Below are 14,501 nucleotides of genomic sequence, written 5' to 3' on the forward strand. Positions count from 1 at the left end.
CGGCTCATCTCCTAGATGCAGGACTTCGTGGTCGGGTCCACCGATTGACAGATGTGGACCTCGGTCATCAATCCGCCGAAGTTCTCGGCATCGTTCGACAGGTGATCGAGGTTCGGCGTGTACAGATAGAAGACAGAGCCCGGCGCGTAGCGGCTCGTGTCGCTCGCATCGAGAATCACGTCGATCGACTCGCCGCCGCCGAGCGTGATCGAGTTGGTCATATAGGTCATGTCGTTGCCCGCCAGGTCGCGCAGCAGGCGCGCGTTGACACCGATCACATGCATCGGAATTCCCAGCGAGGCGAGCGTCTGGAATTCGCTCGTGTCGAGGTCCGAAATCCGCAAGAGCGCCTTGCCGCCGGCCGGAATGTTGATGAGTGCGGGCAGCGGCTGTGAGAAGTGCTGCGAGCCGTCGGCGACGGGCGTCTGTATCGGACCTTCCGTGACCGTGTCGGGATAGCTGCGGCCGTTGAGCAGGAAGTACTTGTCCTTCATATCGGTGAACGGCTCCGGATTGAACGTCATGCCCACGAAGTGGAAGTTCGGATCGAAGCCGTGAATCTGCACCGGGTACTCGACGTCATAAGCCGTCGTGCCGTCGCCGTCGTTGTACGCGTAGAGCGTCGGCGTGCCGCTCTTGTTGTTCGCATGCATGTATCCGTTCGGCAGCGGCAGCGGCGTCGAGCAGAGAATGTCGTTGCCGCACGCCGTGCGCGGATCTTTTTGTTGCTGCAACAGTGCATCGTAGAGCCTGGCGCCGCCCGCCACGCGGTTCTGGCGCGGCCTCACGAAGATCTGCCCGACCATGCCCATCTGCAAATGCTCAGGCGGCGTGATGTGGCAGTGCCAGAAGTAGGTGCCGGCGTCGGGCGCGAGGTAGTAGTACGTGAAGCTCGCGCCGATATTGATCGCGACCGACGCGTCCGGCACGCCGTCGTAGAACGACGACGCATTCGGATAGCCGTGGAAGTGCACCGTATGCTGCTCGAACAGGTCGGGCCGCATGATCATGCCGACGTTGGTCAATGTGAGGAAGAACTCGTCGTCCTCGTCGATGGCCATGGTCGGCGCGGGCATGTTGCCGTTCATCACGCCCACGTCCATGATCTGGCGCGGATCGACGTGGCCCGTCAGCTGTCCCGGTGGCGTCGACTCCGGATCGGGCACGAGACCGATCGCGCCGTTGTAGTTGGGATCGGCGGCCGTGCCGACCACGTTGAACACCGACGCGAATTCGGTGCCCGGCAGTCCCTTCTTGATGTCCGCAAGACCGGACAATGGGCCGAATGCGAACAGATACGTCTGAGTGCCGTCGGCCATCGTCGCATAGCCGTCGCCGCCCGAGATCTGCTGGCATTTGATCGCGCCGTTCACGACGTTCGTCGGCTGAGAGGTCGATCCCGTGAAGGACGGGCCCGTGTAGGCAGGTTCGCCCGCGCCTGACGGCAACGCATTCGGATGCAGCGTGGTGGTGAGCGGACATTGCACCCGGAACGACTGCGCGAAAGACGGCAACGCGAACAACAGCAGCAACAGCGCCGCCACGCCGTTGCGATATGCGAGGGTACTGAGCATAGGACCTCCGCTGAGGAGTCGGTCAGCGCGGGGGGCGCGCTGCCGTCGGGCTCTGCGATCACGGGACCAGGTGCATCGTCACACCTTCCCGTATCTGGATTTTGCAGATGGCCAACGGGCGGCGGGATGGGGCACCTCCCTACACTTGCGGTAGGGTTGACCCAACAGGAACGGGGAATACGCGGCAACGCACCTGCCTGGAATGAGCGCGGTGACGCGCGCGACGGGAGGCTCCGCGCCGTGACTCTGCGCCGGGCGAGTGTGATAGCGTCGATCGTATGAATACGGCAAGCAGAAAAACGAGGGGCGCGTGAGCACGACACCGAAGCAATTCGCAGATGCCATCGAGGCGGCATTCCGGCCGCTCGCAAATCCGGAACAGGCAGCGAAGATGGAGCGGTACATGTTGAACCGTTATGTATTTCTTGGGCTACCGGCGCCGGTTCGGCGCGCTGCCGTCAAGACGCTGATCGCGCAACACTGGCCGTCGTCGCATTCCCTGCTCGACGCGGCTCGACAGCTGTGGAACAAGGGGGAGCGCGAATACTGCTACACGGCCATCGATCTGCTCATGCGGCACCATCGCTTACTATCGATCGACGATATTTCGACATTGCGCGAATTGCTCGCGCAGGAATCCTGGTGGGAGACCGTTGACGGACTCACTTCGGTCATCGGTGCCGTGCTGCTCGCGAGTGACCGTGCCTCGGGCGAAGGCCAGGCTTCGATGGACGAATGGGTACAGGACGGAAACGTCTGGGTCCGCCGGGCAGCGATGCTGCATCAGCGTGGATGGAGACTGAATACCGACAGGCAGCGCCTGTTCCGCTACGCGAAGCAATTGGCCGGCGAAAAGGAATTCTTCATTCGCAAGGCCATTGGTTGGGCATTGCGCGACTACGCCAGATGGGATGACAAATCCGTACGTGAGTTCGTACGGGTCAACATGCAGACGCTGTCTCCGCTAACGGTGCGAGAAGCGCTAAAACGGATTTGATACCGGTCGGGTGAGGTCATTGAAGTGGATCAGAAGACCATGAGGTGATTTACAGTGTATCGGTACGCGCACGAAACCAAAACCGGCGCAGCAAACCCGGTTTGTCGCACCAGCGTGTGCCCTCGTCGTAGGCGAAATGGCCATGCACCGAATCGAATCGCGGTTTGCCAGCACCATCCCAACCGGGCTTGCCATCGCAACCTGCGGCCAAGGAAAAATCCTGCACATTTTTCGAATTCTTCTGATACCGCGTAATGGCCCGATACGTTCCAATCAGGCGGGGGGCAAGCAGCAATAGCCGCGCGTCGGCATTGCCGGCCATGTACTGGCCCGTAGTGCATCCCGCTACTCACCAGAGACTAGAAAACATGTCGGATAACGAAGTCAATAAAGGCACCCTACACCGCTTTGCAACTATTGATGCGCTCAGCGCGCGCGGTGGGCGCGTCTCAACGGGTCGGGCCAGCAATGTTTGCCGGCCTTACTCTGGCGTGTGTTGGCGGTATTGACAAAATTTCGGTGGCAGAGCTAATGCGGGCAGCATGACAGAAGCGCTTTGCGTATGCACCACGAACAACGACCCAGGTTCAGTATTTACGGCCTATTCATCACGGCATTGCAAACCGTGGAGCGTGTCAAGTTACGCGCTTGAATTTGTAGCAGTGCTGGAATCGGGTGTGCTCAACGGGAAGAACTTCCAGGGCCATCAGGTCACAGATGGATTCATACTGGAAGTCTACAAAGATAACCGTGGCTTACCGACCGTAGGTTGCGGACACCTTGTGGTTGACGCCGACCAACTTAAAGTAGGTGACAAGATTACTTTACAACGCGCGCAGAGTCTGCTTAGAGCCGACCTGGACCGTATGGAAGGCCGGTTGAATCGCGACATCTGGGTGCCGCTTTACCAGTTTGAATACGACGCCCTGGTTAGCATAGTCTTCAATTGCGGCCCTTTCACTGGTGCCGATGCACTCGTTACCAAAGTCAATAGCGGCGAATACAATAAATTGTTTGACTTCATCTTGCCGTATCGCGTCGGACACAACAAGAATCTAAAACGTCGCCGGTTTCAGGAAGCGCGCTTGTTTGCTTCTGGAGTCTACGATGCGGCACACTGACCCCGTAGTGCTTTCAATTGCTCTCGCTCTCTCTGGATCGGTTCAGGCAGAGACCATCTACTCAGGCGAGTTCGACTACCGCACGTTCCAGCCGTCTTCACGGTATTTCGCAGGTCATGCGCCCGCCGAAATCGCGCACCTGTGCGATACGGGCGAGCATGCGTCCACCGCGGACATGGAGCAATGCGCACATGCGAAGTTTGAGCGCGCAGAAGCGACGCTGCTACATAAGTTCGATGCGGTCGCTACAGCGTTCAGGAAGTCTGATTCGGAAGCAGAAAAAGAAAATGAGCCGCTCGCGCTTCCACACATCTCAAAAGCTCGAAGCGCGTGGATCAACTACCGCGACGAAACTTGTTACAGCGTCGCCTATAAGAATGGCCCCGCCTCAAGTCGCTACGTCAGTTTTTGGGAATGTATGACTACCATTACGCAGGCCCACACGAAGGAATTGGACGCGCTACTGAAGAGCCCTATGTAGCACGCGCGCGGCGCACTCCGACACATCGGCACTTCGAACACATGAAACAAGGAAACTGATATGGCAGACATCTTTTTGAAGATCAGCGGCATTTCTGGCGAATCGCATGATGCTCTACACAAAGACGAAATTGAAATTGATAGCCGGCGCTGGAAAATGTCGCAACCTTCTTCGATGATGTCGGGATCGGGGGGAGGTGCAGGGAAGGCAACAATTAACGATCTGAATTTTGTTCACCAGATAGACCGTTCGAGCCCTAACCTTATGCGCTACTGCCTAACGGGCCGACACATTCCCGAAGTGATCCTGACAACACGCAAAGCCGGGGGAAATCCCCTTGAATTCCTGAAAGTAACTATGGGTGACGTTGTTATAACGTCCGTCGAGCCAGTTATATATGAAGATCACTACGCCGAGCATGTGAGCTTATCGTTCTCACGCGTCAAGCAAGAATACAAGGTTCAGGATATTTCCGGCATCAACGCAGGCGCGGTTACGGCAACCTTCGACATAAAAGAAAACTTCGAACGGTAATAGCGCGACTCACGCGTAGCAAGTGCCGAATGCGCACACGCCGCTTCGGCGGCTCTTTAATTTCCGAATCCGCAACGTCAGAGCCGCGACCACTCACGATCGCCGCATTGTGACGCAAACCGGCTGGTTGTCGGCCATGTAGTCATCGATGATTTTCAACAGGCCCAAGAAGTACTTCTTGATATTTGCGAGTTCTTCACTATCGAGCGTTCCATCAAGATCGGCCAGGTTGCGGTTGACAGGTTCGAACCAGGCATTGATCGTTGCACGGCTGCCTGGAATGAAGCGCAACAGAATGCGCCGCCCATCGGTCGGGTCGGGCTCACGTCTTATCAGACCGGCATTTTCGAGGTTCTTCAGGGAAGTCGTGATACTGCCTGGCGATAGCCCCATCAGTTTCGACAGCCGGCCCGGCGTAACGGGTTGCACTTCGTCGTAGTAGGCGACTTCGAGACATTCCAGGTCGGTAACGCTCAGTCCCAGTTGCCTCGCCACAAACTGGTTGAAGGCCGCCAGCTTGACGCCAAGCAGGAATCGGAGCCTGACAACATCGACGCGTTCTTCAGTGGCATGTTTCATGGTTCCTCCAACCATCACTACAGCGGCGCGCCGCCACCTGTCTGAGAGAGCGCGGGCAGCAGCACGCGAAGAATCTGAATGAAAGCCGGGCCGAGCAAGACCAGCAGGAGCGATGGGAAGATGCAGAATATGAGCGGAAAAAGCAGCTTTACCGCAATCTTTCCAGCGGCCTCTTCAGCGCGCAGCCGCCGCTTCAGGCGCAGGTTCTCCGAATGCACACGCAAGGAATCGCCCACGCTGGTGCCGAAGCGTTGTGCCTGGATCAGCATGGCTACCAGCACGTTCAGCTCTTCTACTCCAGTGCGCATCGCCATATTCCTGAGTGCATCGTCCCTGCTCATCCCGGCTCTCAGTTCGAGGGTCAGTAGTTGAAACTCCTCGCTCAGCTTCGGGCTCTTGATATGTATTTCCTCGGATACCTTCACGATCGCGGCATCCATGCCGAGGCCCGCCTCGATACATACCGTGAGCAGGTCCAAAGCGTCCGGGAAGTCTTCGAAAATCGCGCGCTGGCGCCGGCGAATCGCATAAACCAGAACCACGTTGGGCAGATAGTAGCCAATGGCGGCCAGCGCCAGAACCAGCGCCATGAGCACATAGCTGTGCTCGCCTGCCAGATACGATCCGGCGCTCAAGAGAGGGACCAGGACCATCCCGACCATCAATACGGTCTTGGCGGCAAAGTAGAGTCCCGGGGCCGACGGACTGCGCCATCCCGCATGCGTGAATCTCGTGCGCAACGCCGACTTTTCCCAACCTTCCTTGGGAAGCGATAGTTTCGCGAATGGCCTGGAAGCCTGCGCGATCTTCTCGACCCATTCGGCGTCGGGTGCCTGGGCGTTTGACGGTATCTGGTCGTCGCTTTGAAGCTTGTCAAGGCGACGATGCACGGAGGTCGGCATGAGCATGGTCATTGCCGCAAACGTGACCACGCCAATAATTGCGAAGACGGCGACCAGTAGCAGCAGTTGTGTACCACTCGTGAGGGGCATGGTTCACCTCGTTTTTCAAAGTTGCAGGTCGGATGTGGCCTATACGCGGATGCGAACAATATTGCGCATCCACCAGAAGCCGAACAGCATCGCGACGAGTGAGAATTCAATCATCTTGAAGCCCGCCGGATCGTTCCAGAGAATCGGCAAAACCTCGGGGTTCACGATCGACATCAGCCCGCCCAGCCCGAACGGCATGAGGCCCAGAACCCACGCTGACAGCCTGCCTTCCGCCGAAAGCGCCCTCACTTTCCCCAGCAGCGCCAGGCGGCTACGAACGAGCTGCGAAATGTTTCCCAGAATTTCTGCCAGATTGCCCCCGCTCTCCCGCTGTATCAGCACTGCGATGACGAAAAAGCGAAGATCGGGGATCGGCACGCGGGCCGCCAGTTCGCCTAATGCGTCGCCGAGCGGCACGCCAAAGGTCGTCTGATCGAACGCCATGCGGAATTCGCTGGCGATCGGATCAGGCATCTCGTCGCCCACGATGCCGAGCGCCGTGGTGAACGAGTGACCGGCCTTCAGCGACCGGCTGAGCATGTCCGCCGCTTCGGGCAACTGTTCCTCGATCAGCTTGAGCCGCTTTTCCTTGGCTCGATGTGCCCAGAATGGCGCAACAGCTCCGGCGAGAATCATCAAGACACAGGCAATAAGCCACGGAACGTAGAACAGGCTGCTTATCAGCAGTACCACAATGGGCGGAATCGCCACGAGGAACACAAACTTCTGCGCGGACCATCCCAGGCCCGTCTGGACGAGCCAGCCATCGAGTGAATGAATGCGTGGAATCCGAAGCAGTATTCTCTCCATTTGTGGAGAGCTGGCCAGCGCACGTTGCTTGAGGATCGAGACAGAATCCTTTCTTGCTTGCCTGTCGGTGTCGACCATCCGGATGCGGTTTTCAACACGCTTTGCCGCGCTGCTATGGTGACTCTGCCACCACATATAAGCGGCCTCGATCATCAGGATGATCGAGAAGAAAACCAGAATGACGAAACCATAGAATAGATAGTTCACGACGATCCCCCCAACGTCCTCGATTTGCGGCGCCTGTTGCAGGCCGTGGCCTGCGGGCGCCGTTCTTACACCACGTGGCGTTTTGCCGGGTCATACAGGTCATCGGGAACCGGCACGCCGAATTCCCGCAGGCGATCGGAGAAGTTCGGGCGCACGCCTGTCGCGCAGAACTGGCCGATCACCTTGCCGTTTTTATCGACACCGCCGCGCTTGAAGGTAAAGATCTCCTGCATGTTGATGACCTCGCCTTCCATGCCCGTGATCTCCTGAATGCTTGTGATCTTCCGGCGCCCATCAGTCAGGCGGGCCACCTGGACAATCACCGAGATTGCGGAACTGATCTGATGCCGGGCGGCTTTCGGAGGCAGGTTCAGGCCAGCCATGCCAATCATGTTTTCGAGCCGCGTGAGTGCGTCTCGCGGCGTGTTCGCGTGCACGGTGGCCAGCGACCCTTCATGGCCGGTGTTCATCGCCTGGAGCATGTCCAGTGCCTCCGCGCCGCGAACCTCGCCAAGAATGATGCGGTCCGGCCGCATCCGCAACGCGTTGCGCACGAGCGAACGCTGGGTGATCTCACCCCTGCCCTCGATATTCGGCGGACGCGTTTCGAGTCGCAGGACATGCGCCTGGCGCAACTGGAGTTCAGCGGCATCTTCGATGGTCACGATACGTTCATAGGCCGGGATGAAGCCCGACAGAACGTTGAGCAGCGTTGTTTTTCCGCTGCCCGTGCCGCCCGAGATCAGCATGTTCACCTTCGCCGCGGACAAAGCCTCCAGTACCTGAATCATCGGTGGCGTGAAGCTCTGGTTCTCCATCAGGTCCGCCACCGTTAGCGGGTTGACGGCAAAACGGCGAATCGACAGCAGCGGCCCGTCGATCGCAGAAGGCGGGATGATCGCATTGATCCGCGAGCCATCCGGCAGACGCGCGTCCACCATCGGGTTCGACTCGTCGATGCGACGGCCCACGCGGGAAACCATCTTTTCGATGACCTTCATCAGGTGACCGTCATCGTAGAAGGTGACGTCGGTAACCTCGAGCTTGCCGCGGCGTTCGACATAAACCTGCCTGGCGGTGTTGACCAGGATATCGGATACGGTCGGGTCCGAGAGGAGCGGCTCCAGCGGCCCGAAACCGAGCATTTCGTCGCGCACGTCGCGAATCAACTGCCGCCGTTCGAGTTCGTTGACGGGGATCGCGTCTTCATCGAGGATGCGCTCGACGAGCACTGCGATCTCCTGCTGGATCTGGTCGTGCGAAAGACGTTGGAGTTTTTCAAGCTCCACGCGCTCGATAATTGACTGGTGAACATTTCTTCGGAGTTCCTGATACGCCTTCCTGGCTGTCCGCGTCCGTGAGATGCTCTGCTCGCTCAGGGACGAATCGCCGTTGTCGAAAAACTGCTCGCGCAATGTAGTCACGTTTTCCATTTCTTTTCTCCGCTGAATCAGGCTCTGGCCGGAATGGGTTTGCGAAACAGTTTCTGCAGAAATGTGCCGCCGCTGGACTCCGATGCAGGCAAGATGCAATGCGCCAGCTCGCTCAAACCTTTTGCCACGCCGCTAGACCTGGCAAGTCGCAAGATCGGTACGCCCTGATTGATCGACTCCGACACGGACGCGCTGTCTTCCGGTATCACCGTCTGCACGCGCAAGCCGAGTGTCTTCTCCAGCTCGGCCAGACCGAGCGGACCCTTCTTGTGGTAACGGTTCACCACGACCCTGATCCTGTCATTGCCGTAACCGAGCGACCCGAACATCTCCAGAAGCCGCCGTGCGCCCCGAAGGTAGGGAAGGCTCAGTTGCACCACGGGGAAAATGCTTTCGCTGACGTCGAGTGCCGCGATCGACACGTTGCTGATCGTCTGGCCAACATCGAAGATGACCAGGTCATATCGATGGCGCACGAGGTTCACGATCCGTTGCAGGTGCTCCGGCTTGATCTCTTTTGCTCGCGCGGGGTCGGGTGCGCCTGCCAGCACATCGAAACCGTCGCTGACACGCGTGAGGCACGCATCGAGATAAGCCGGATCGAGCCTGTCTATCTGCATGCATACGTCGGCGATCGTGGCAGGCGGCGTGGCTTCCGTGACCAGAAACGCCGCCTCTCCATATTGCTGGCTCAGATCGACCAGAAGCGCCTGCTTGCCGGCGGCCGACGCTGCGAATCCGAGGTTTGCCGCCAGGAAGGAGGTGCCGCTGCCGCCCTTGCACGACACGAAGGAAATCACTTTGCCGGCGCGCCTCGATCCATGGAGCCTGCCCGCGATTTCCTCGATCGCGCGCTGCAGGTCCTCAGGGGGCACCGGCCAGGGCCGCACGTCGCGCACGCCCGCGCGCATTGCGCAGATCGCGATCTCGGCCGAAGATTCCGGCGTGAGCAGCACGCAAGCCAGACTGGCGTGCTGCGAGGTCAGCGAAGCAAGCGTCGTAAAGTCCTGCATCGTCATCTTCGCACCGTCGACGAGCAACAGATCGATCCCGTCAAGTTCTTCGTGCTGGGTGCAAAGGTCCTCGAGGGAAGTGTCCGAAGTGCGAAAGCGATAGTGCGAATCAGCAACCGCGAGCGCACGGCCGATCGCGCTCGCGCGAGCGGCCTCCGGTGAAATGGCGAGAATGTTAGTCATGTTGGCTTCCTGTTTGCATCGGACGTCTAACTGCAGCTCGGGTTGGTGCCGCCCTGGCTGTCCAGACTTTCTCGCGGCAACGTTGTCGAGAATGACGGGATCCCAACTGAAAATGGCTTCAAGAAGGGCACTGCCGTACCAATGTTGTTGACGTTCGACACGCTGACCGTGACCGAAACGCATGAAGAGGCGTCGCAACCCGTCGGCGAGTACGCTATTGTGATGTTGGACGGCTTCAGGATCGGCAGCAGCCGCTGCATGTTCTTGATCACGGGGTTGGTCGCAGACTGGCTGGGATTGACGTCACATACCACTGCAATGCGGGCGCCGAGGCGCGTGGCTTCCGTCGCCGAATTCCAGTAAAAGAACAGCCGTCCCATCTCCATGATCCCGATCAGCAAGATGAAGAAGATGGGCGCGATAAGCGCGAATTCGACCGCGGCTACACCGCGCTCACGCCGCCGGCGAGACGTATGCTTCATATCGATCGTACTCATATCTGCCTCATCACGCAGCTAATATCGCCAAAGATCAATCCGCCCAGATTGAAGAACCCCGTGATCTGCGAATACCCGTACCCCGTGACCTTCACTTGAACGATGTTGATGGTGTCTCCGCTAGGGTCGGTCTGGACGTTCTTGAAATTCCCCGTGCAGCCCGTGGTGTTCACCTGATCGCAGATCACAACCATGCTGGTCTTTAACCCGCCCACCAGTGGGGAACCTGAACAACCCGTGTTGCCATAGGCAACCAGACATTGCGCTGCGGCGACCGGATAGTCGGCCTGCAACGGACTGTAGGCCGACAGCATCCGCGCCGCGTCGCGCACCGATTTGTCGATCGTGTTGTACTGGTAATACGCATTGCCGAACTCGGCGATTCCGAGCAGCAGGAGCGTCAACGGAATCGCGAGAAACGCGAATTCGACCGCGACGGCACCGCGCATGCGGCGAATGGAAAGACCCTTCTTGCGCATGATCGCTTCTCCTATTGCACGAGCACCGGCACCTTCGGCCCGATTGCGAGTGAAGTGCTGCCCGGTATGCCCTGCGTGGCGCACGGAGTACCGGCCGCCGATGCCGAGCCCAGGTACTGGATCATCGTCACGCCATTCATCGGGGATGGCGCGATCTTGTCCTTGTTCGAATTGGTGGTCATCGGATGCAACAGCAGCACGCACGCCCACGAAGAGACAGTCACCGGGCTTTTGCCGCCCACAGAGCTGCAGTTACTGACGATGGGGATAATGGCAAGCCGTCTGTCGGCACCCGACGTGTAAATGCTGCTCGCGGGCGGGGTGTCGCTTCCCGTGGCGTACACGCCGGCCGCGGTGTCGCCCTGATAGGGCGAAAATTTCAGGCGCTGCTTGAGAAAATCGGTCCAGCTGCCTTGCTGCGTATTGCCTGCCGCCAGCCAATCGCTCGTATAGGCATGGCCCGTGAAATCGGACGGTCCATTGGCGGGGCCCTTGTATTGGCCGCCGGCGTAAATTCCGAAGCGGGTGTTGTACGCGTTGGGCACGTTATTTTGCAACCCGGGGTTAGTATTCAGCGTGGACGACGTCGGCAGGTTGCATTGCCCATATCCCGAGAAAAGATTTGCCGTCGCACTCGCGCCACTGCCCTGCCCCAGATCGATCCACCCGAAATTGCCGGTGTTCTTGTCGCACGGTGCAGGCGAACCTGGTCCTGACTTGCTGCACAGCCAGTCATAGATGTTGATGGTGGCTGGAGCCGGCGGCTGGCAGACATACATCGGCAGCGCGCACGTCGTCTGCGCCTGCGTGGTTGACGCGACCGCGGTGGCCGCTACCGCCGATTGAGCCAGCGCCGCAGAAATGACCTGCATGAACCAGTTGTGGATATTGCCCTGAGCAACGGTGCAGCGCACATAGCCGATGCTCTTGAGGTCCGCGCTGGTGTACTTGTCCTTGGTCTGATAAGGACCGGCGAACGTCTTGCTGTACATGACATTCTTATTGACGTCCAGCGACACGTTATGGCTTTGCAGCAGCCACTTGTTGGCGCCTCCGACCGTGATTCCGGCCGCTTCGGACGTCGCCAGCGATACGGCTCCTGTGAGATCGCGCGCTGCGGCGAGCGCACAGGAGTCCGCAGCGTTCGACAACTCGCTGCGCACGATATACAGCTTCCCCAAATCGAGCGCGAGCGCCGTGAAGCCAAACAGCAGCACGATCGCGAGCGCGACCATGATCGCCACGACGCCGCACTCACGCCGATGCGCGACACCGTATGCACGATAATGATTGACGCGACGCATGACGATCTCCCCGAGCCTGTCGTTATTTATTACTGACCGCCGCTTCCGTTGCCCACACCGATCACGTATGCATTCGGCGTCGGCGTGATTTCCTTGAACGACTTGTCATAGGTGGCCATTGCCGAGGCGGCGGACTTGCCGTCCACGCCTTGTGCGGAGGGCGCGTGCTCTGCCGCATGCGGATCGATGATCTGCGCCTGCTTGACCGCATTGAGCGCTTCGCCCATATGCTTATCCCAGATTGGCGTACTGGACATGCATCCGCTCAGCGCGCCACAGAGCGACACCACCAGCGCTACCCGACGCGCGAAAGCAATATGTTCGAGTTTCATGAGATTCCCCTTGGCGTGACTTCAGTGGTCCAGCGCGTGGCCTGAAGCATCAGTGATCGTGACACCCTGTCCCTCGCGTGCCGCGATCCGGCTGGCGGCACTCTCGATGCGGGCGATCCGTGCTGCCTGCTCATCCGTCACCGGGATCTGCGCTGACGGTTGAGCCGGCGGCTGGGCCTTCTCCGGCGGCGCTCCCGTGCCGGACGCGGCGGGCTGCGCGGGCGAGCTCGATGTGGCCTGCGTGTCGTGCGGCGGCAGTGCATCCGTCACGGGCGCAGCGGGCGCCTGGGGTGCGGGTGCGGGCACAGGTGCCGGCGCTGGCGCATTGCCCGGCCCGGTGCCTGCCGGCGCGGCGGAAGTCTTGCCGTGGCGTCCTTCCATGTTGCCCGTCGCGTAGACATCGGCGACGTTCGGCTGCGAGAAGCTGTCCGTCGGCAGAGGAAGGTTGGCGGTCTGCATCGGTTTCACGAGGTGCGGCGTGATGATGAAGACGAGTTCCGTCAGGTCTTGCTGGAAGTTTGTGCTGCGAAGCAGCGCGCCGAGAACGGGCACTTCGCCCAGGCCGGGAACGGCTTTCAGCGCGCCCGTCACGTTGTTGCTCAACAGTCCACCGATTGCAAACGACTCGCCGTCATTCATCTGGACAACCGTCGACGCGCGGCGCGTGTTGATCAGCGGCAGGATGGAAAAGCTGCTGTTGGTGGAAGACGCGACCGTCACACCCGTCGGTGACAGTTCCGACACTTCCGGCGCCACCTTCAGGTTGATGCGCCCTCCCGCCAGGACGGTCGGCGTGAACTTGAGTCCGACGCCGAACTCTTCCTCCTGCAGCGTGATGCTCGACACACCGTTTCCACTGCTTTGCGGAATCGGAATGAAGATCTTGCCGCCCGAAAGGAAGGTAGCTTCCTGGCCACTGATCGTCACGAGGTTCGGCTCGGCGAGAATCTTGATCAGGTTGTCAGTCTTTTGCGCATCGACGGCGAGATTGAACGGACGGTTGTTGGCCTTGCTGACGGCGAATGCGCTCGCCACACCGGCAAGCAGGTTGCTCACCAGCGCGCCCGTCCACGAGCCGAAGCCGCCCTGGATGTTGACGGCCGCGCCCAGCTGGTTGATCAGTGTCTTCGACACTTCCGCCACCTTGACCTCGAGCATCACCTGCTGTGGCGTGTCGACAGACATCATGTTGATCACGCTGGCCGCCTTGGTCGTGCTCGAACTCTGCTGGGTCATGCTCGACGACCCGTTGCCCGAGTTTGCCGAGGCCGACTGCTGTTGCTGCGTGGGTTGCGAGTCCGCGAAGGCCTGCGCGATCTGCATCGCCTGTTGCGCAGCGGGCGCGCTCGACACGTGACCGCCGAGCACCAGGTTGCCGGCAGCCGTCGACACGCGGATTCCGCGCTCTTCGGGCATCAGCTGTCCGAGTGCCTGTTGCAACCCATTGGCGTCGATATTGACGATGACGTTGATCATCTGGCAGCCGCCGCTCTTGCCTTGCACGATCATGTTGGTCGTGCCAACCGTCATGCCGACGACATAGAGCGTACGCGGCGACACCGGCGCGGCCTGCGCGATCGTCGGATTGCCGAGCGTGCGGGCGCGCGCGGGCTCGAGGAGGGGAACGAGAACCGATTTGCCGACGGGCACGTTGACAGTCGTTTCATCGCGGATTTCGCCCGTGCAGCTTGGGCCGCGCAGAGGCAAAGGTCCGTTTGCAACCCCGGCAGCGCCGGCAACGCCAGCTGGCCCTCCCATTGCGAGCGTCGTCGGCGTCGCGCCGCGACCTCCCGGCAACGGCGGAGTCGCGCCGTGCTTTGCCAGCATCGGGAATTCGAACGCCTCCTGTGCCTGGACAGTCTGCGTACCGACCAGCCCAAAGCACAGCATCGCGGCGAGCGCCTTGCGGCCCAGTGAGCAACGTTGCTTGATGCCGCAGGAAGAGAATCCTGGTTTCGTTTTCAT

General features: G+C 59.8%; 16 protein-coding genes. 4 read left to right on the forward strand and 12 right to left on the reverse strand.

Annotated features, from left to right (window positions below):
- Nucleotides 1–11 precede the first annotated feature (11 nt).
- Nucleotides 12–1,574, reverse strand: a complete 1,563-nt coding sequence (locus tag BN2476_RS24960; RefSeq protein ID WP_087736841.1) for a multicopper oxidase domain-containing protein — start codon at nt 1,572–1,574, stop codon at nt 12–14.
- A gap of 310 nt (nt 1,575–1,884) precedes the next feature.
- Between BN2476_RS24960 and BN2476_RS24965 the strand changes: the two genes are divergently transcribed.
- Nucleotides 1,885–2,571, forward strand: coding sequence for a DNA alkylation repair protein (locus tag BN2476_RS24965; protein ID WP_087736842.1), 687 nt, complete (start codon nt 1,885–1,887; stop codon nt 2,569–2,571).
- 49 nt (nt 2,572–2,620) lie between these two features.
- On the opposite strand, the gene BN2476_RS24970 is transcribed toward BN2476_RS24965, so the two are convergent.
- Complete coding sequence (locus BN2476_RS24970; protein ID WP_087736843.1) at nt 2,621–2,893, reverse strand: hypothetical protein; 273 nt, start codon at nt 2,891–2,893, stop codon at nt 2,621–2,623.
- 220 nt (nt 2,894–3,113) lie between these two features.
- Here BN2476_RS24970 and BN2476_RS24975 point away from each other — a divergent pair, with 220 nt between their 5' ends.
- Genes BN2476_RS24975 through BN2476_RS24985 form a run of 3 tightly spaced genes read left to right on the forward strand, consistent with a single transcriptional unit; the run spans nt 3,114 to nt 4,707 of the window.
- Nucleotides 3,114–3,692: a lysozyme gene (locus BN2476_RS24975; RefSeq protein ID WP_087736844.1), complete on the forward strand. Its 579-nt coding sequence runs from the start codon at nt 3,114–3,116 to the stop codon at nt 3,690–3,692.
- Entirely contained in the window at nt 3,679–4,173 is a 495-nt protein-coding gene (locus BN2476_RS24980; RefSeq protein ID WP_087736845.1) for a lysozyme inhibitor LprI family protein, read from the forward strand. The genes BN2476_RS24975 and BN2476_RS24980 overlap by 14 nt, the downstream gene beginning before the upstream one ends.
- 60 nt (nt 4,174–4,233) lie before the next feature.
- Nucleotides 4,234–4,707, forward strand: a complete 474-nt coding sequence (locus BN2476_RS24985) for an Hcp family type VI secretion system effector (RefSeq protein ID WP_087736846.1) — start codon at nt 4,234–4,236, stop codon at nt 4,705–4,707.
- 93 nt (nt 4,708–4,800) lie between these two features.
- Here BN2476_RS24985 and BN2476_RS24990 read toward each other — a convergent pair whose 3' ends face one another.
- From BN2476_RS24990 to BN2476_RS25035, 10 genes are all read right to left on the reverse strand, one after another.
- On the reverse strand, nt 4,801–5,286 hold the full coding sequence (locus BN2476_RS24990) for a MarR family winged helix-turn-helix transcriptional regulator (protein WP_087736847.1): 486 nt from the start codon (nt 5,284–5,286) through the stop codon (nt 4,801–4,803).
- Nucleotides 5,287–5,303: 17 nt separating this feature from the next.
- Entirely contained in the window at nt 5,304–6,278 is a 975-nt protein-coding gene (locus BN2476_RS24995; RefSeq protein WP_087736848.1) for a type II secretion system F family protein, read from the reverse strand.
- A gap of 39 nt (nt 6,279–6,317) precedes the next feature.
- Nucleotides 6,318–7,295, reverse strand: a complete 978-nt coding sequence (locus tag BN2476_RS25000; protein ID WP_087736849.1) for a type II secretion system F family protein — start codon at nt 7,293–7,295, stop codon at nt 6,318–6,320.
- A 65-nt stretch (nt 7,296–7,360) separates the two neighbouring features.
- Nucleotides 7,361–8,728 carry a TadA family conjugal transfer-associated ATPase gene (locus BN2476_RS25005; RefSeq protein ID WP_087736850.1) on the reverse strand — a complete coding sequence of 456 codons (1,368 nt, stop codon included), beginning with the start codon at nt 8,726–8,728 and terminating at the stop codon, nt 7,361–7,363.
- Between the two features lie 17 nt (nt 8,729–8,745).
- Nucleotides 8,746–9,924, reverse strand: coding sequence for a CpaE/TadZ family protein (locus BN2476_RS25010; protein ID WP_087736851.1), 1,179 nt, complete (start codon nt 9,922–9,924; stop codon nt 8,746–8,748).
- 26 nt (nt 9,925–9,950) lie between these two features.
- Entirely contained in the window at nt 9,951–10,421 is a 471-nt protein-coding gene (locus BN2476_RS25015) for a TadE/TadG family type IV pilus assembly protein (RefSeq protein WP_087736852.1), read from the reverse strand.
- Nucleotides 10,418–10,900, reverse strand: coding sequence for a TadE/TadG family type IV pilus assembly protein (locus tag BN2476_RS25020; RefSeq protein ID WP_087736853.1), 483 nt, complete (start codon nt 10,898–10,900; stop codon nt 10,418–10,420). Before BN2476_RS25020 ends, BN2476_RS25015 begins: the two co-directional genes overlap by 4 nt.
- 11 nt (nt 10,901–10,911) lie before the next feature.
- Nucleotides 10,912–12,144, reverse strand: coding sequence for a pilus assembly protein TadG-related protein (locus BN2476_RS25025; RefSeq protein ID WP_160111751.1), 1,233 nt, complete (start codon nt 12,142–12,144; stop codon nt 10,912–10,914).
- An 89-nt stretch (nt 12,145–12,233) separates the two neighbouring features.
- The gene (locus BN2476_RS25030; RefSeq protein WP_087736855.1) at nt 12,234–12,536 is read right to left on the reverse strand and encodes a hypothetical protein; all 303 of its coding nucleotides are present in this window, start codon (nt 12,534–12,536) and stop codon (nt 12,234–12,236) included.
- A 21-nt stretch (nt 12,537–12,557) separates the two neighbouring features.
- The gene (locus tag BN2476_RS25035) at nt 12,558–14,501 is read right to left on the reverse strand and encodes a type II and III secretion system protein family protein (protein WP_087736856.1); all 1,944 of its coding nucleotides are present in this window, start codon (nt 14,499–14,501) and stop codon (nt 12,558–12,560) included.

The sequence above is a fragment of the Paraburkholderia piptadeniae genome (genome assembly GCF_900007165.1).
GTDB classification, from domain to species: Bacteria; Pseudomonadota; Gammaproteobacteria; order Burkholderiales; family Burkholderiaceae; genus Paraburkholderia; species Paraburkholderia piptadeniae.